General features: G+C 70.6%; 17 protein-coding genes. 12 read left to right on the top strand and 5 right to left on the bottom strand.

The features are described 5' to 3' along the window. Window positions 1-86: 86 nt before the first annotated feature. Window positions 87-875 carry an N-acetylmuramoyl-L-alanine amidase gene (locus JHW38_RS12400; protein WP_207521635.1) on the top strand — a complete coding sequence of 263 codons (789 nt, stop codon included), beginning with the start codon at window positions 87-89 and terminating at the stop codon, window positions 873-875. A 184-nt stretch (window positions 876-1,059) separates the two neighbouring features. Here JHW38_RS12400 and JHW38_RS12395 read toward each other — a convergent pair whose 3' ends face one another. After that, window positions 1,060-1,635 carry an NADPH-dependent FMN reductase gene (locus JHW38_RS12395; RefSeq protein ID WP_207521634.1) on the bottom strand — a complete coding sequence of 192 codons (576 nt, stop codon included), beginning with the start codon at window positions 1,633-1,635 and terminating at the stop codon, window positions 1,060-1,062. 184 nt (window positions 1,636-1,819) lie between these two features. Continuing rightward, the gene (locus JHW38_RS12390; RefSeq protein ID WP_242691392.1) at window positions 1,820-3,067 is read right to left on the bottom strand and encodes an APC family permease; all 1,248 of its coding nucleotides are present in this window, start codon (window positions 3,065-3,067) and stop codon (window positions 1,820-1,822) included. A 635-nt stretch (window positions 3,068-3,702) separates the two neighbouring features. Between JHW38_RS12390 and JHW38_RS12385 the strand changes: the two genes are divergently transcribed. After that, window positions 3,703-3,879 (top strand): hypothetical protein, encoded by a 177-nt coding sequence (locus tag JHW38_RS12385; protein WP_207526195.1) that lies wholly within the window; start codon window positions 3,703-3,705, stop codon window positions 3,877-3,879. 525 nt (window positions 3,880-4,404) lie between these two features. After that, window positions 4,405-5,208 carry a lytic transglycosylase domain-containing protein gene (locus JHW38_RS12380; protein ID WP_207526194.1) on the top strand — a complete coding sequence of 268 codons (804 nt, stop codon included), beginning with the start codon at window positions 4,405-4,407 and terminating at the stop codon, window positions 5,206-5,208. A gap of 336 nt (window positions 5,209-5,544) precedes the next feature. Here JHW38_RS12380 and JHW38_RS12375 read toward each other — a convergent pair whose 3' ends face one another. Together JHW38_RS12375 and JHW38_RS12370 are read right to left on the bottom strand one after the other, a co-directional pair. Then, window positions 5,545-6,714, bottom strand: coding sequence for a PQQ-dependent sugar dehydrogenase (locus JHW38_RS12375; RefSeq protein ID WP_207526193.1), 1,170 nt, complete (start codon window positions 6,712-6,714; stop codon window positions 5,545-5,547). A gap of 315 nt (window positions 6,715-7,029) precedes the next feature. Further along, the gene (locus JHW38_RS12370) at window positions 7,030-7,533 is read right to left on the bottom strand and encodes a hypothetical protein (protein WP_207526192.1); all 504 of its coding nucleotides are present in this window, start codon (window positions 7,531-7,533) and stop codon (window positions 7,030-7,032) included. Between the two features lie 244 nt (window positions 7,534-7,777). On the opposite strand from JHW38_RS12370, the gene JHW38_RS12365 reads away from it, so the two are divergent. The 9 genes from JHW38_RS12365 to JHW38_RS12325 all read left to right on the top strand — a co-directional run bounded on the left by JHW38_RS12365 (window position 7,778) and on the right by JHW38_RS12325 (window position 14,652). Next, window positions 7,778-7,966, top strand: a complete 189-nt coding sequence (locus tag JHW38_RS12365; protein WP_207526191.1) for a CPXCG motif-containing cysteine-rich protein — start codon at window positions 7,778-7,780, stop codon at window positions 7,964-7,966. Then, window positions 7,963-8,874, top strand: coding sequence for a TolB family protein (locus tag JHW38_RS12360; protein ID WP_242691341.1), 912 nt, complete (start codon window positions 7,963-7,965; stop codon window positions 8,872-8,874). The genes JHW38_RS12365 and JHW38_RS12360 overlap by 4 nt, the downstream gene beginning before the upstream one ends. A gap of 11 nt (window positions 8,875-8,885) precedes the next feature. Continuing rightward, window positions 8,886-10,034, top strand: coding sequence for a winged helix DNA-binding domain-containing protein (locus JHW38_RS12355; protein WP_207526190.1), 1,149 nt, complete (start codon window positions 8,886-8,888; stop codon window positions 10,032-10,034). Window positions 10,035-10,474: 440 nt separating this feature from the next. Next, window positions 10,475-10,855 carry an EF-hand domain-containing protein gene (locus JHW38_RS12350; protein ID WP_207526189.1) on the top strand — a complete coding sequence of 127 codons (381 nt, stop codon included), beginning with the start codon at window positions 10,475-10,477 and terminating at the stop codon, window positions 10,853-10,855. 293 nt (window positions 10,856-11,148) lie between these two features. Continuing rightward, entirely contained in the window at window positions 11,149-11,877 is a 729-nt protein-coding gene (locus JHW38_RS12345) for an HAD family hydrolase (protein WP_242691340.1), read from the top strand. Window positions 11,878-12,028: 151 nt separating this feature from the next. Further along, a complete protein-coding gene (locus JHW38_RS12340) occupies window positions 12,029-12,493 on the top strand; it encodes a hypothetical protein (protein WP_207526188.1) in 465 nt (154 codons plus the stop codon). A 224-nt stretch (window positions 12,494-12,717) separates the two neighbouring features. Continuing rightward, window positions 12,718-13,188 carry a hypothetical protein gene (locus JHW38_RS12335; protein WP_207526187.1) on the top strand — a complete coding sequence of 157 codons (471 nt, stop codon included), beginning with the start codon at window positions 12,718-12,720 and terminating at the stop codon, window positions 13,186-13,188. Window positions 13,189-13,406: 218 nt separating this feature from the next. Continuing rightward, window positions 13,407-14,063: a hypothetical protein gene (locus tag JHW38_RS12330; protein ID WP_207526186.1), complete on the top strand. Its 657-nt coding sequence runs from the start codon at window positions 13,407-13,409 to the stop codon at window positions 14,061-14,063. 88 nt (window positions 14,064-14,151) lie between these two features. Continuing rightward, window positions 14,152-14,652 (top strand): GNAT family N-acetyltransferase, encoded by a 501-nt coding sequence (locus JHW38_RS12325; RefSeq protein ID WP_207526185.1) that lies wholly within the window; start codon window positions 14,152-14,154, stop codon window positions 14,650-14,652. A gap of 171 nt (window positions 14,653-14,823) precedes the next feature. Here the strand turns inward: JHW38_RS12325 and JHW38_RS12320 are convergent, their stop codons facing one another. Then, window positions 14,824-16,665: an ABCB family ABC transporter ATP-binding protein/permease gene (locus tag JHW38_RS12320; protein ID WP_207526184.1), complete on the bottom strand. Its 1,842-nt coding sequence runs from the start codon at window positions 16,663-16,665 to the stop codon at window positions 14,824-14,826. Window positions 16,666-16,712 lie beyond the last annotated feature (47 nt).

The raw sequence follows: 16,712 nt of genomic DNA, 5'->3' as shown, positions 1-16,712 counted from the left end.
GGGTGACAGTTGTAAGCGCGCCGGGCCGCGCGCAACGGCGCCGGCGCGCTTGGCCTACACTGCGGTTTTCCGCCGTTGGCTAGCGCATGGACCTTCGCCGCCTTCCTTCGCTGTGCGCGATCGCGCTGGCGCTGCTCGTCGCCGGTTGCGCCAGCGCGCCGCCGCACAATCCGCTCGCGCAATGGCGCGGCTCGCCGAACTTCAACGAACGCCGCGCGCAGCTGATCGTGCTGCACCACACCCAGATGGACAGCGTCGGCGAAGCCCTGCGCACGCTGCAGACGGCGAATTCGCAGGGCAAGGTCAGCGCGCATTACCTGATCGGCGAGGACGGCCGCATCTATCAGCTGGTGGCCGAGGAGCGGCGCGCCTGGCACGCCGGCGCCGGCAGTTGGGGCGATGTGTCGGATCTGAATTCGGCGTCGATCGGCATCGAGCTCGACAACGACGGCAGCGAGCCGTTCGCCGAGGCGCAGATCCAGAGCCTGCTGCGCTTGCTCGAAGACCTGACCAAACGACTGGGATTGCCGCGCCAGGCGATCCTCGCCCACGGCGACCTCGCGCCGGGCCGCAAGACCGACCCCAGCGTGCAGTTCCCGTGGCAGCGCCTCGCCGACGCCGGCTTCGGGTTGTGGCCGCGCGCCTCGCTCGCGCCGCCGCCGCCGGGATTCGATCCGTGGGTGGCGCTGCGCCTGATCGGCTACGACCTGCGCGATCCCGGCGCCGCGCTGGCCGCATTCCACCGCCGCTTCCGCGGCAACGAAGCGCGCGAGTGGCAGCCGGGCGACGCCGAAGCGCTGTACGACCTGCAACAGCAGATGCTGGCGCTGCCTGAAGGCGCGCCGAAACCGCTGCCGGCGCCGCCGCTGCGCTGAGCGGTTGCGATGGTGGGAGGGGCTTCAAGCCCGAGGCTTTCCGTTCTGTCGTAGCGAAACCTCGCGGCGCCGCTGTGGGAGGGCCCTTCAGGCCCGACGCTTTCCGCTCCGCTGTAACGAAACCCGGTTGCGCCGCTGTGGGAGGGCCTTTCGATCCGCCGCATCGAAGCTCCGCTGCGCCGCCTCAAGCCGCCGCCTCATACGGCATCGCCTCGCGCGCATCGCGCAAGGCCAGCGCCCACCAGCGCAACCGCGCCAGCGTCGCTTCCATCGCTTGATGCGCCGCCTGCGGCTCGCGCAGTTCGCCGTCCGGACCGAACTGGCGCCAGGCGTGCGCCAGGCACACGCAGTCGCGCAAGGTCGCCGCATGCAGTTCGCCGAACACCTGGCGCAACTGCTCGATCGCGCGCAGCCCGCCGGAACTGGCGCCGTAACTGACGAACGCCACCGGCTTGGCCCGCCACGGCTCGTAGCACGCATCGATCAGCGCCTTCAGCGGCGCCGGATAGCCGTGGTTGTACTCGGGCGTGACGATCAGGAACGCATCGGCCGCATCCAGGCGCTGGCGCAGCGATTGCAGCTGCGCCTCGTCGGCGCGGCTGGGGCGGCCCGACAGCGGCCAGTCGAGCGGATCGATCAGATCGGTATCGAAGCCGCCGTGGCGGGCGACGCGGCGCTGCGCCCAGGCGCCGACCACATCGCAGAAGCGGCCTTCGCGCGCGCTGCCGTAGATCAGCGCGAGGCGTAGAGGGGAAGCCATGAGCGCAATCCTGCTGGGAAAGCCGGCAGGCTAAGACCTTAACTAAAGTTGAGGTCAAGCCGGCCGCAGCCCCCTGTAGGAGCGGCGCAAGCCGCGACCGCGGCATCGCGGCTACGACACAAGCGCGGTTTCGCGGTCGCGGCTTGCGCCGCTCCTACAGCGGGCTATCGCCGCATCGACGCGCTCAACCCGCCGCCTCGGCTTCAGGCTTGCGCCGCAGCTTGTAGATCGCCGCGCCGACCACCAGTGCGATCGCCGCGGCGATCAGGTTCTGCGCGCTGGCGCTGGCCAGCAGCCCCAGCGACAGCACGATCGCGGCGAGCGGAATCAGCGGCCCGCCGGGCAGGTGCAGCGCGCCTTCGCGGCCGTGGTGGCGCTTCTGCAGCACCAGCACCGACACCGCGGTGCCGATGTAGGTGCACAGGCGCGCGACCACCGACAGCAGCGCCAACTGCTGGAAAGAACCGGTCAGCGCCAGCACCAGCGCGATCGCGCCGAGGAACAGCACCGCCCGCGCCGGGGTGTGGAAGCGCGGATGGATCGCGCCCAGCGCGCGCGGCCCGTAACCGTCGCGCGACAGCGCCAGCAGATAGCGCGGCCCCATCATCACCGTGTTGCTGTTGGTGCCCAGGATCGAGATCGCCGCGCCGACCGTCAGCACCAGCGCCAGGCCGGTGCCGCTGAAATGCGCGGCGGCTTCGGCCAACGGACTGGACGATGCGGCGATTCCAGGCAGCGTCCCCAGCGCGACGAGCTGCACGGTGAAGTACACGACCGTGACGATCACGATCATCGTCAGCAGCGCGAACGGCACGTCGCGACGCGGATTGCGGTATTCGCCCGCCGCCGCCGGCAGGTTTTCGAAACCGGCGTAGGCGAACAGCAGCAACAGCGCGGCTTCGCCGAGATGATCCATCGGCAGCGGCGCGCCGCTGCGCAGCAGCGAAGGATCGAAGTAGAACGCGCCGATCGCCACGAACAGCACCAGCGGCACCAGCTTGCCGATCGCCAGCGCGACGCCGGCGCGCGCGGCGGTACGCACGCCGAGCACGTTGATCAGCACCAGCAGCCCGAGCGAACCGGCGACGATGAACACCCGCGCCGGCCCGGCCTTCGCCGCCGGCCAGAACAGCGCCACCGCCTCGGCCAGGCCGTTGCTGAGCGAGGCGGCGGTGGAGATGCGCGTGACCAGCAGCATCCAGCCGACTTCGAAACCGGCGAACGGGCCGAAGGCTTCGCGCGCATACAGGTAACCGCCGCCGGGCTGGTCGAAGTAGCTCGCCGCCTGCGCGTAGCACAGCACCAGCAAGGCGACGGCGAAGCCGGCCAGCAGCACCGCCCACAGGCTGGCCGGGCCGAGCAGGGCGGCGGCGGTGGCCGGCAGCAGGTAGATGCCGCTGCCGATGACGTCGTTGATCGACAGGCCGACGATCTGCCAGCGGCTGACCGCGCGGACGGTGTGGTCGGGGCCGGGCTCGGAGCCGGAGGAAGAAGCGACGGGTACGGCGGATGCGCCGACGGAGGTCGGCTCGCTCGACGGCTGGCTCAAAACGTGGTTCCCCTCGCTCGTGGCGGGCGGCGCGCGCGGGCGGCCGCAGTCGGGCCACCTTAGTGCCAGCGCGGCGCCGACTGCAATGCGCACTGCGGCATGTGCGCCGCTGCGAGGGGCATGAGCGCGCTGCGGCCGCCGCAGACCTTGGCGATGACCGCCGAATCAGCCCGGTTCGTAAACGTTTTGTTGCGTTCAGCCGCGCAGCGACGCGCGGCCGCGCGATTAGCGACTAAGCGATCACGCTTTTCGCGACGATCCGGTCGCGGCCTAACGCAGCGCCAACGCGGGTTGGTTAAACAAACGTAGCCATGGCCGGCGCGGCACCGCTTTCGTTCATCGCGATGACGGCAGTGTGCAGCCCGTGCCGTCCACTTCCCCTGCGGCACGAGCAGCCGGCCGCGGCTGCGGCGGTCCCCCGGTGTTCCCCCGCACCGCGCCGCAGCCGCGGCCGTGGCCACACATCGGCCGCGCCGCGACCCCGAGGCCGGCCGAACCAACCCGAGGTGCATGCTTCCATGAAGATCGATCTGCGTACTGCCGCCTATGCGTCCATCGTGCTCGGCGCGTTGTCGCTCGCCGCGTGCAAGAGCAAGGGCGAAACCACGCCGGACGCGCCGGCGGCGTCGACCACACCGTCGAGCGCGCCGGCCGACGCGGCCACCGCGCCGCCGCCGGCCAACGGCGGCGGTTGATCGACGCGGCGGCCGGTGAATCCGGCCGCCGCTGCCGGGTCCGCGCGCGATGCGGCGGACCCGGCGCTGAATCCGCTCTGAGAACGCCGCCGCCGTGCGGATCCGGCGGCGTCGCTCAGACAACACCGGCCGGGACGCACCGGTCGGATCGCCAAGCCCGGAACGGGTTTACTCGGGCGCGGCGCGGTTGGGCGAGTCGATCGCGTTGCGCCCGCTTTTTGTCGGACAGTCGGCGTCGTCTCGGCGATCGCCGCTGCGGCGGACAGGAACGCGCCGGCCCTGAAGGCCGTCCCAGAGAGGCTTCCACTACCAGGCGCCGCTGGCATCGGGCACCGTTGCGGCAGGGGCTTGAGCCCCGACGCCTTCGCTCCGGATCGTCGCACCCATGGCCCCATCGGCCTGCAAACCCCGCAGCCGCTGCGCGGCACCGGCGAATGCACAGTCTCTTTACCTGAATGAACGTCGCCCCCGACCCCTGACTTCCGGCGCTGTGCCGCCGCCCGCGCGGGCCTAGAATCGCGCCCCATGACCGTCGCCGCGCCCGCCCGCACCGCCGCCCTGCGCCTGGCCGCCGCCGTGGCGCTGCTGGCGCTGGCCAGCACCGCCGCGCAGGCGCGCACCGTGTACCGCTGCGTGCGCGACGGCACCGTCAGCCTCGCCACCGCGCCCGAACCCGGCTCGCGCTGCGAGCCCAAGCAGTTCGACGACAACGCAGTGAAGCTGCCGAACCTGTGGGGCGAACTCGGCGTCATCAACGGCAACCTCTACGAACGCCAGCAGGACGGCAAGACCGTCTACAGCACGCGCAACCTGCCGGGCTCGGTCCGGGTGATGGGCTTCAGCGTGGAAACGCCGCCGGGTGAACCGGCGCATCCGGGCCTGGGCAAGGTCGGCAAGCCGCAACTGGACAAGTTCGCCGTGCAGTTCCGCAGCGCGGCCAAGGCCAACGGCCTGGACGACGCCTGGCTGCGCGCGATCGCCCACGCCGAAAGCGGCTTCGACGCCAAGGCGGTGTCGAGCAAGGGCGCGCAAGGCGTGATGCAGCTGATGCCGGAGACCGCGAAGGAATACGGGGTCAGCGATCCGTTCTCCTCGGACGAATCGATCAAGGCCGGCGCGCGCCACCTCAAGTCGCTGCTGCGGCGCTACAACAACGACGTGACCTTGGCCACGGCCGCGTACAACGCCGGCATCGGCACGGTGACGCGCTACCGCGGCGTGCCGCCGTACCGCGAGACCCAGGAGTACATCGCCAAGGTCGAGGCTTTGGTGCAGCGTTATCAATTGGCGTTGGGGACGCGCAAGCCGGCGCTGCGCGCGGCGCAGTAAGGCATCGCGTAGTCGCGTCGCGATGAAGCCCTGGATGCCCGCGTTCGCGGGCATGACGACAGGTAGGTTGCGTCGGTCGGTACTTGGTGGGCCTTTTCTACGCCGTTATCGCTTTCGTTGCGTTTCTTCCGCGCCGTTATCGCTTTCGCGGCGTCTCTCCCCGACCGTCATCCCCGCGAACGCGGGGATCCAGAGACTTCAGCGCGATGCCGCGACAGCTTTCAGCCCCGGTGCGAACACGGCATCGCAGGATCGCGACGCAACGCATCCGACGCTCCTGACGAAAAGAGCGGGCCGAAGCCCGCTCTCTCGCGTATCGGATTACACCGCTACGGCTCAGATCGGCGTCAAACGCAGCAACCGCGCATTCGTCCCATCCTCCAGCAACCACACATCGCCGTTGGGCCCTTGCTCGACCTCGCGAATGCGCTTGCCCATCGGATAGCGCTCGGCTTCCGCCGCGGTGTTGCCGTTGAACTTGACCCGCACCAGCGCCTGCGAAGCCAGGCCGCCGATCAGCCCGCTGCCGGCCCAGTTCGGGAAGCGCGTGCCCGAATAGATCACGAAACCGGCCGGCGCGATCACCGGGTTCCACCACGCTTCCGGCGCGTTGAGGTCGGGGCGGGTGTTGTGGCGCGGGATCGGCGTGCCGTCGTAATGGTCGCCCTGCGATACCAGCGGCCAACCGTAGTTGGAGCCGCGCTCGATCAGGTTGAGCTCGTCGCCGCCCATCGGCCCCATCTCGTGGATCCACAGCTTGTTCTGCGCATCGAAAGCGATGCCGAGCAGGTTGCGGTGGCCGTACGACCACACCGTCGCGGCGACGCCGCCGCGGCTGTAGAAGGGATTGTCGGTCGGCACGCTGCCGTCGTCGTTGAGCCGGATCACCTTGCCCAGCGGCGAATTGAGGTCCTGCGCCGGATCGAACTTCTGCCGTTCGCTGGAAGTGATCCACAGCTTGCGGTCCGGCCCGAACGCGAGGCGGTGGCCGTAATGGTTGCTGCCGGTGACCTTGGGCTGGCGCCACAGCACCTGCAGATTGCTCAACGAACCGCCGCTGCTGGTCAGGGTCAGCTTGGCGCGCGCGACGGTGGCGCCGGCGGTGCCGCTGGTCGTGCCTTTTTCGGCGTAGCTGATGTAGACCAGATTATTGGTCGCGAACTGCGGATGCAGGATCACGTCGCCGAATCCGCCCTGGCCGCCGTAGGCCACGGCCGGCACGCCGGTGATCGTCTGCGCGGTGCCGCCAATGGTCAGCACCTTGAGCACGCCGCGTTTTTCGGTGACGAGCAGGCGGCCGTTCGGCAGGAACGTCATCGCCCACGGTTCGTTGAAGCGCGCCACTTCGGTGGCGGTGAACGGATTGGCCTTGGCGGCGGTCGCGGTGTCGGCGGCTTCGCTGCGCGCCTGGTGAGCGAGCGCGGCAGGCGCGTCATGGGCGAGCGCTGCGCTCGCGGGCAGCGCCAGCGCGGCGGCGCACAGCAGGCTGAGGGTGTTGGGCTTCATGGCGGTTCTCCGGCGTGGTGCGTGGGGAAGGCCGGCCGAGAGTGCCACCCGCCGCGCGCGCGATCTTGCGACCGCCTCGGCAGTTCCCCGCGCGCGCGCGGCCACCGCGAGCGATCTTCAACCGCGATCACGCGGGCAATGAGGCTTGCGCGCTAGGAAATCGTAAGCGCGCGAGATGCCGCGAAGCGTGCGTGCGCCTCGGCGCCGTACCGGCGTCACGCGATTGCTGCGCGTGCGCGCGCCGCGCGCGGATGCGGCGCATGTTGCGAACGCGCGTTCGCTCGCGCCGGCACGCCGGCGCCGCGCACCGATCTTTCAGGCCAAGGCCTTCGGCGCATCGAACGGCAGGATTTCCACGCCGGGCGCGCGCGCCAGCACGAAGGCTTCGGCGCGGCCGAGCAGCTCGCGGTCGCCGTCGATGACCACCAGGATGCGGCCGGCGCGGATATGCGCGTCGAACTTGCGCCGGATCGGATCGGGCAGGGCCGATCCCATCAGCGCCGAGGCCCAGCAACCGACCATCGCGCCGGCGGCCAGCGCGGCGGCGGTGCCGGCCACGGTCAGGCCGATCGGCGTGACCACCACCGCGAGCAAGCCGGCCAGCAGACCGGCCGCGCCGCCGTAGCCGGCGCCGCGCAAGGCCGCCGGCATCAGGTCGGTGTCGGCTTCCTTGCGTTCGTTGGGGATCGATTCGAGCTCGATGTCCGAGCGCGCGATCAACAGGATGTCGTCGTCGCGCACGCCGGCTTCGCGCGCGGCGTCCATCGCGGTCTGCGCGACGATCAGGTCCGGAGTGCTGAACACATGGCGGGTTTTCATGACGCCCTCCGCGCGCCGCCGTCGCGGCGTTCGCGCGAGCGTCGCCGCAGGCACCGGTCCGGCACGGCGGCGTGCCCGCCGGACCGTGTGCCGCCAGCGTCCGCCGGGCCGGGTTAAGCCGCGGTGAGCCCGCCGCCGACGGTTCGCCGCCGGGGGTGAGGAACGTCACTGGACGCGCACGGCCCGGGCCGCGCATCCTGCCGCCGCCTCGTCTGCTTCCGTCCCGAACCTTCCGGAGTCGCGCATGCTGCCCAGCGTGGAAGTGCACTGCCCTTATTGCGGCGAGCCGATCGAATTGCTGGTCGACGAATCGGCCGGCGATCAGCGCTATATCGAGGACTGCCAGGTCTGCTGCCGCCCGATCGTGGTCGCGGTCAACATCGACGAAGACGGCGCGGCGGAAGTGTCCGTGTACGCGGAGAACGACGCGTGAGGCGCGCGCTGGCGATCGCGGCGCTGTGGCTGAGCGCGGGCGCGGCGGCCGCAGCGGTGCCGGGCTTCGGCGCGCGCGGCGAAAGCGTGGAGCCGTGGGCGCCGGCGCGCATCGCCAGCGACCGTTTCGAATCGCACCCGGCGTTCGATCCGCTGACCGGCGATCTGTATTTCGTGCGCAGCGCGCCGGACTTCACCGGTTGGCGCATCCTCACCAGCCATTGCGGCAACGACGGCTGGAGCGAGCCGGTCGAACCCGCGTTCGCCGGCGACGGGGTCGAAGCCGATCCCTGGTTCACGCCCGATGGCCGCACGCTGTACTTCATTTCCTCGCGCAGCCCCGACGGCGCGCCGCCGCCGGCCGGCGCCAAACGCAAGGACCTCGATCTGTGGCGGGTCGAGCGCGACGCGCATGGGCAATGGGGCCGGCCGCAGCGCCTGCCCGAGCCGGTCAATTCGCCCGGCGCCGAGTGGTTTCCGCGTCTGGCCGCGGACGGCTGGCTGTACTTCGGCTCGACGGGCCGCCCCGGCGGCCTCGGCAAGACCGACCTGTGGCGCGCGCGCCAGGGCGGCGACGGCGCGTGGACGGTAGAGAACCTCGGCCCCAACCTCAACACGCCCGACGACGAGTACGAACCCTTGGTGTCGGCCGACGGAAAACGCATGGTGCTGATGGCGGCCGACGGCCTGTACCAAAGCCTGCGCGGCGCGCATGGCTGGTCGAAGCGAACCAAGCTCGGCCCGCGCATCGACGCCAACGGCAGCGAGATCGGCGCGCTGCTGTCGCCGGACGGGCATTCGATGCTGTTCGCCCGCGATCTCAAGGGCGAGCGTTCCGGCGAACTGTTCCTGTGGCGCGACGGCAAGGGCGATCCGAACTGGCCGCCGCGCTGCCCGCGGCCGCGCTGAGGCCCGGCGCGATGGCGGCGAACGCGCGCGGAGCCGCGCCGGCGACCCTGTCGGCGCGCGCGCTCAATCGCGCCTTGCTGGCGCGGCAGAGCCTGCTGGAGCGCAGCGACGAATCGGTCGTGGCGATGGCCGAGCGTCTGATCGGCTTGCAGGCGCAGGCGCCGAATCCGCCGTACCTGGGCTTGTGGACGCGCCTGCAGCGGTTCGCGCTGGACGATCTGAGCGCGGCCCTGCGCGAACGCCGCATCGTCCGCGCGACGATGATGCGCGGCACCTTGCATCTGGTCAGCGCCGACGATTACCGCGCGCTGCGCCCGGTGTTGCAGCCGGCGCTGCGGCGCCTGAGCCTGGCCAGCGGCCACGCCAAGGCGCTGCGCGGGCTGGAACTGGAACCGCTGCGGCGCGCCGGCTTCGAGGCCTTGCGCGCGCAGCCGCTGAACGCCGCCGCGCTGGCCGAAGCGTTGCGCGCGCACTGGCCGGATCGCGATTGCGCGCAACTCGCGGCGCTGGTGCGCAGCGCCGAGCCGCTGGTGCACGTGCCGCCGGCCGGCGAATGGGACTGGCACAAGCCGGCGGCCTTCGCCACCGCGCTGGACTGGCTCGGCGCCGCCGTCGCCGACGCGCCGGACGAGGCGGCGGTGGATGCGATGGTGCTGCGCTACCTCGGCGCGTTCGGCCCGGCCAGCGCGCGCGACCTCGGCGCGTGGTCGGGCCTGTCCGCGCCGGCCGAGCGCTTGCAGCGGCTGCGGCCGCAACTGCGCGTCTTCCGCGACGAACACGGCACGGAGCTGTTCGATCTGCCCGACGCGCCGCTGCCGCCGGCGGACCTGCCGGCGCCGCCGCGGCTGCTGCCGGAGTTCGACAACGTCGTGCTCGCGCATGCGCGGCGCGAACGCATCCTCGACGATTCCGTGCGCGCGGCGGTGTACACCCGCAACGGCCTGGTCGCCGCCACGGTGTTGCTCGACGGCTTCGTCGCCGGCGTGTGGACGCTGCAACGCGACGCGCGTTCGGCGACGCTGACGATATCGCCGTTCCGGCGCCTGGCCGCGGCCGAGCGCGCCGCCTTGGAAGCGCAGGCCGCCGATTGCCTGCGCGTGGCCGCGGCGGATCGCGGAAAGCACGAGGTGCGCTTCGCGCGCGTGCACAAGCCGGCGTAGCCGGCGGGCAGGGCGCGTGCGTTGCAATCCGGCGCCCAACGCACGCAATCGAAATCGTTTTCTCGTTCGCGCAGCGTTTCGTCGCGGCGACGGGCGTCGCTTGTCGCCAACCTTCCGCGAACGCAACACACGGCGCGCGCGTCGCCACGCGCGTTCGTAAACGTTGTGTTGCATTCAGCCAGAAGCGTCGAACGAAGCGCTAACGATTTGCCGCCGAGAGTCACGTTTTGCCGTGCCGCGTCGCCTCGATTCGCGTCGTGCCTAACGTCTGCGCTGCGCGCTGTGGTTAAACGAACGTAGCTTTAACTCTCTCGCGCAGCGATCGGTTCAGAACCGCATCGGCAAGGTTGGCCCCGTGCTTAGCAGCACCACACACCCCGCGATCCGCCGGCAGAGGCGGCGATCGCGCACCACGGCCCACTATCGAGGAGTACCGACGGATGAACATCAAGTCCCGCAAGCCGCTGATCGCCGCTCTGGCCCTGACCGCCGCGCTCGCCACGCCGATGGCCTTCGCTCAATCCGCGACCGAACAGGCGCCCCCGGGCGGTGACGCCGCCGCTACCGCCGCCCAGGATCCGGCCGCCGCCACCGCCGCGCCGGCGCCGAGCGCGCAGAAGAAGAGCTGGGCCGACGTCGACACCGACAAGAGCGGCAACCTCAGCAAGGGCGAAGCGGCGGCCGTGCCGGCGCTGAGCCAGGTGTTCGAACAGGCCGACAGCGACGCCAACGGCCAGCTGACGCCGGACGAATACAAGAATTACGTGGCCAAGGCCCAGTCGGGCGGCGGCGCCGCCAGCGGCAACAGCGGCGGCAAGTAAGCGCAAGTCAGGGCGGCCGGGCGTGCCCGGCCGCTCCCTTGGGGTGCAGGAACTTCCTGCGTTGTGCGAGGGCGGCCCGTTGGGGTCGCCCTTTTTTTCGTGCCGGGCCAGGGCGGTGGGTGCGGACCTGCGGCGGTCTGGTGCGGCCGCCACCGATAGCTCGCGGTTTTGCGACCTAGGTCGCGGCCCGTCGTCGGCGCGAATGTGCGCGCGCTGGCGGAACCGCCGCCGCGCCGGTAACGGCCGTCGGCGCCGGGCAAATCGGCGCCGTACAAATCGGCGATAATCCGCGCATGAGCGCACCTCTCCGCATGGTCGGCTTCGACGCCGACGACACTCTCTGGCGCAGCCAGGATTATTTCGACCAGGCCCAGCTCGATTTCGAGCGCATCGTCGGCCAGTACGTCGACCTCGGCGACGCGCGTCTGCACGAGCGCCTGTACGAGATCGAAAAGAACAACATCGGCGTGTTCGGCTACGGCGTCAAAGGCATGACCTTGTCGATGATCGAGGCGGCGGTGGCGATCACCGATCAGCGCATCGGCGCCGCCGATCTGCACCGCATCGTCGAGCTCGGCAAGGACCTGCTGCGGCATCCGGTCGAAATGCTGCCGGGCATTCCCGAAGCGGTCGCGGCGATCGCCGCCGATTTCGAGATCGTGCTGATCACCAAGGGCGACCTGTTCCACCAGGAAGCCAAGGTCAAGCAATGCGGCCTGGCCGACCTGTTCCGGCGCATCGAGATCGTCAGCGAGAAGGACGCCGGCACCTACGCCCGCCTGCTGCGCGAGTTCGGCCTGCCGGCCGCGCAGTTCGCGATGATCGGCAATTCGCTGCGCTCGGACATCGCGCCGGTGCTGGAACTCGGCGGCTGGGGCATCCACGTCCCGTACCACACCACCTGGGCGCACGAGAACGAGGCCGAGGTCGCCGCCGACGCGCCGCGCCTGCGCCGCGTGGCCGCGGCCGCCGAGCTGCCGCAGGCGGTGCGCGAACTGGCGCGCGCGGCGGACGCCGACTGAAAACGTTATCGGTCCGCAACGGCGCGGCGGCGCGCGACAACCGCGACTGAGCGGCCGTGAAGGCGACGCGAACGGTTAAAAACCGGTTCACCCTGGCGGCCGCACAGTCGCACTGCCCGCCGACGATGCGGGCATCCCCCAGGAGACCGCCATGACCGCTTTTACCCGTTGGCTCGCCCCCGTCGCCCTCGCCGCCGGTCTCGGCGCGGCGGCCGTCGCGCTGCCCGCGCCGGCCCGTGCCGACGATCTGACCCGGGTCATCGTCGATATCGCCGACGTGATCGTGCGCAACAACACCCCGTACTGGCGTTACGGCAACTACGGCTACAACGACCGCCTGATCGTGGTGCGCGACCGTTGGGGCCGCCCGACCTACTACCGCAACGCCCCGCGCTACGTCGATTACCGCTATCGCCCGGCGCCGCCGCCGCGCTATTACGCCAACGACCGCTACTACAACAATCGCTACTACGACCGCGATTGCAACCACCACGGCAAGTGCCGCAGCAGCTATTACGATGCGCGCTACGACCGCCGCAACGACCATCGCTGGGACAACCGCTATTACGACCGCGGCCGCCACAACGGCCACTGGCGCGGCCGCGACGACGATTGATCCGGGCTCGCCGCGGCGCATCGGCTTCGTAGGCCGGCGCCACGCCAGTCCTGCCACGACGGCGCCCCTCGGGCGCCGTCGCTGTTTGCGGCCGGCGCGCGCTGGCCGCCGATCCAGAACGTCGCGGTGCGCGTCCGTTGCGACAGCGAGCGCAAGCCGGGAGTGATAGCCTGCCCTCCCGCGGCCGCCGCCGGCGACCGCGCTCCGTCCGCACGAGGCCCGTCATGCCCCACGTTTCCGTCTCCGCTTCCGGACCCCGCCGCCTGCGCGGCGTCGCGCTCGCCATCGCGCTGCTGGCCGCGCTGGCGCTGCCGGGCACCGCCGCGGCGCGCGACACGCTGACCTGCAAGCTGCGCTTCTCGATGTCGGGCTGGTCGGTGTTCTACAAGACCTCGTCGGGCTCGGGCACGGTCAGTTGCAGCAACGGCCAGAGTTTCGGGGTCAAGATCAGCGCCAAGGGCGGCGGCCTGACCGTCGGCAAGTCGCGGATCGATCACGGCACCGGCGAATTCGCCGGCGTGCACAGCATCTCCGACGTGCTCGGCAGCTACGCCACCGCCGAAGCCCACGCCGGCGCGGCGCGTTCGAGCAAGGCCCAGGTGATGACCAAGGGCGAGGTCTCGCTGGCGCTGGCCGGTACCGGCCGCGGCTGGGATCTCGGCGTGGCGTTCGGCAAGTTCACGATTTCGCGCTGACGCCACCGCGCTGACTGGATCGCTAACGTGCGGTGGCTGCCGGCTGAATCGGGAAAACGGCGCGCGTTGATCCGCGCGCGCTCAGCCCGATCTAGTCCGGGCACGAGCGATTCGGGCGCGACCCGGCCCGCACGTTCGACCCGGGAGTCCAGAGCAGAGGTTTGCGCCCTGCGGCTCCAGCGACGCTGCCGACGCGACGACGACGCGAGGAACCCGCCATGCCGCATCCGCTGAAACGAAAATTCTTCGCCCTGACCGCCTCGCTGGCCGCGTTGCTGGGCACGCCGCTGCACGCCCAGGACTTGCCGGCGGGCTGGCAGCCGCGCAGCGGCGACGGTTGGGTCGATGTGTGGCTCGGCGACATCAACCGCTACGGCGCGCGCTATCGCGAGCCGTTCGTGGACGAGATGGTGCGCTACTACGGCGCGCCGCGCGAACTGGTCGGCGAATTGCTCGACCGCCGCCATTGGACCCCGGGCGATGTCTATTACGCCTGCGCCATCGCCCAGGTGCTCGGCCGGCCGTGCCGCTACGTGGTCGACGAGTGGGACCGCGACCACGCCGAAGGCTGGGGCGCGGTCGCGCAGCGTCTGGGGATCAAGCCGGGTTCGGGCGATTTCCACAAACTCAAGCGCGGCTTCGTGCCGACGTACGACCGTTGGGGCCGGCCGATCCTGATCGACAGCGAACTGCGCCGCGACTTTCCGAACCGGCCGTTCCGCGATGTGGAAACGCCGGCGCCGGCGAAGGCCAACGACGCCAAGGCCGGCGGCGGCAAGAGCAAGCCGGGCGACAAGGGCAAGTCCGGCAAGCCGCAGCCCGCGGGCAAGGCGTCGACCAAGGACAAGTCCGGCAAGGGGCAGGGCAAGGGCTGAGCGTCGCGGCGGCGGTTGGCCGTCGTATACGGATCATCCCATCGCCTCGCCGCAGCGCGCTGCGCCCGGGCGCGGCTATGATCGCGGCATGAACGATTCTTCACCCGCCGCATCGGTCCGCATCGTCGACTACCACCCGCGCTGGCGCGCCGATTTCGCCCGCCTCAACATCGAATGGCTGGAGCGCTGGTTCGCGGTCGAACCGATCGACCGCGAAGTGCTCGGCGATCCGGAAACCCACTTGCTCGCCGGCGGCGGCCGCATCCTGTTCGCGGTCGACGCGGACGACCGCGCGCTGGGCACGGTGGCGTTGCTGCCGCATCCGGACGGCAGCGTGGAGCTGACCAAGATGGCGGTGGCGCCGGAACTGCGCGGCGCCGGCATCGGGCGCCAGCTGATGCGCGGGGTGATCGCCGCGTTCCAGCAGATGGGCGGGCGCGAACTGTTCCTGGAATCGAGCACCAAGCTCGCCCCGGCGCTGAAGCTGTACGAGAGCGTCGGCTTCCGCCACCACCCGGCGCCGCGGCCCGGCTCGCACTACCAGCGCGCCGACGTCTACATGATCTGGCAACCCGAAAGCGCCGAATAACCGCGCTGCCCGCTGGCCTGCCTGTAGGAGCGGCGCAAGCCGCGACCGCGAATCCCGGCTTGCGGCGCAAGCCTGAAGCTGCGAATGCGCGAATCCTGGCTCGCGACGCGGGCTCGAAGCTGCGCGGTCGCGGCTCGCGCCGCTCCTGCAGGGAGCGATCGCGGCGACGGCTCAAGCCGGGGTTTCTTCGCCCTGCCGCAATTGCAGATCCCACATCTGCGCATACACCCCGTCCATCGCCAGCAACTGCGCATGCGTGCCGCGTTCGAGGATGCGCCCGGCGTCCATGACCAGAATCTGGTCGGCGTCCATCACCGTCGACAGGCGGTGCGCGATCACCAGGGTGGTGCGGCCCACCGCCAGCCGGTCCAGTTCGGACTGGATCGCGCGTTCGGACTTGGAATCCAGGGCCGAGGTGGCTTCGTCGAAGATCAGGATCGACGGGTTCTTGAGCAGCGCGCGGGCGATCGCCACGCGTTGCTTCTCGCCGCCCGACAGCTTCAGGCCGCGCTCGCCGACCGGCGTGTCGTAGCCGTCGGGCAGGCCGGCGATGAAGTCGTGGATGTGCGCCGCGCGCGCGGCCGCTTCGACTTCGGCGGTATCGGCTTCGGGCCGGCCGTAGCGGATGTTGTAGCCGATGGTGTCGTTGAACAGCACCGTGTCCTGCGGAACGATGCCGATCGCGCCGCGCAGCGAGGACTGGGCCAGCGCGCGCAGGTCGATGCCGTCGATCTCGATCGCGCCGGCGTCGACGTCGTAGAAGCGGTACAGCAGGCGCGCCAGGGTCGATTTGCCCGAGCCGGAGTGGCCGACCACGGCGACGGTGGCGCCGGCGGGGATTTCGAAATCCACGCCGCGCAGGATTTCGCGGCGCGGGTCGTAGCCGAAGCGCACGTCGCGGAAACGCACCGCCGGCCGGGTCGAGGCCAGCGCCGCGGCGGCGTCGCCGTCGCGCACGTCCTGGCGCTCGTCGAGCAGGCCGAACAGGCGTTCCATATTGGTCAGCGCCTGCTTCACCTCGCGGTACATCATGCCGAGCATGAACAACGGCGCGGACAGTTGCAGCAGATACGCGTTGACCAGCACCAGGTCGCCGACCGTCATGCGGCCTTCGACCACGCCTTGCGCGGCCAGCCACATCATCGCGGTCACGCCCAAGGCCACGGTCAGGCTCTGGCCGAGGTTGAGCACGGCCAGGGTCTTGATCGACATCACCTGGGCGTTTTCGAGCTGGCGCAGGTTGTCGTCGTAGCGGCGCGCTTCGTGCTCCTCGTTGTTGAAGTATTTGACCGTTTCGTAGTTCAGCAGCGAATCCACCGCGCGCTCGTTGGCGCGGGTGTCGGCTTCGACCGAGGCGCGGTAGTAGCGGGTGCGCCATTCGGTCACCGCGACCGTCCACAGGCCGTAGAGCAGCAGCGTGCCGATCGCGACCGCGGCGAAGCGCCAGTCGTAGATCCACACCAGGATCGTGGTCACCAGCGCCACTTCGATCAGCACCGGGACGATGGTGTAGAGCGTCCAGTCGAGCAGGTCGGCGATCGCGCTGCCGCCGCGCTCGACGTCGCGGGCGACGCCGCCGGTGCGGCGGGCGAGGTGGAAGCGCAGGCTCAGGCCGTGCAGATGGCGGAACACCTGCAGGGTGACCTGGCGCGAGGTGCGCGCCATGACCCGCGCGAACACTACCTGGCGCAGTTCGGTGAACAAGGTCACGCCGACGCGCGAGGCGCCGTAGGCCAGCAACAGCCCGACCGGCAGCAACAGCGGCGTGACCGGGACGTTGAGCCGGTCGATCAGCTGCTTGAGCGCCATCGGCACGTACAGGTTCAACAGCTTGGCCGCCAGCACCATCAGCAGGGCGATGGCGATGCGGCCGGCGTACGGGCGCAGGTAAGGCAGCAGCGAGGCGATCACCGACCACTCGCCGCGACGGCCTTCGGCGCGCGCGACCGGCGCGGCGCCTTCCTGGGCGTCGCCGTCGGCGATGGGGTCGGGCGGGGGCGGGGCAGCGCTCATGCGGTCGGGTCGCGGCGGGAAAGACGCGAGGATAGGACCTCAAGCGC

Origin of the sequence: Lysobacter enzymogenes (genome assembly GCF_017355525.1) — a bacterium.
GTDB lineage: Bacteria > Pseudomonadota > Gammaproteobacteria > Xanthomonadales > Xanthomonadaceae > Lysobacter > Lysobacter enzymogenes_C.
Note: the sequence above shows the minus strand (reverse complement) of the source record. Positions and strands in the feature narration are given on the sequence as shown.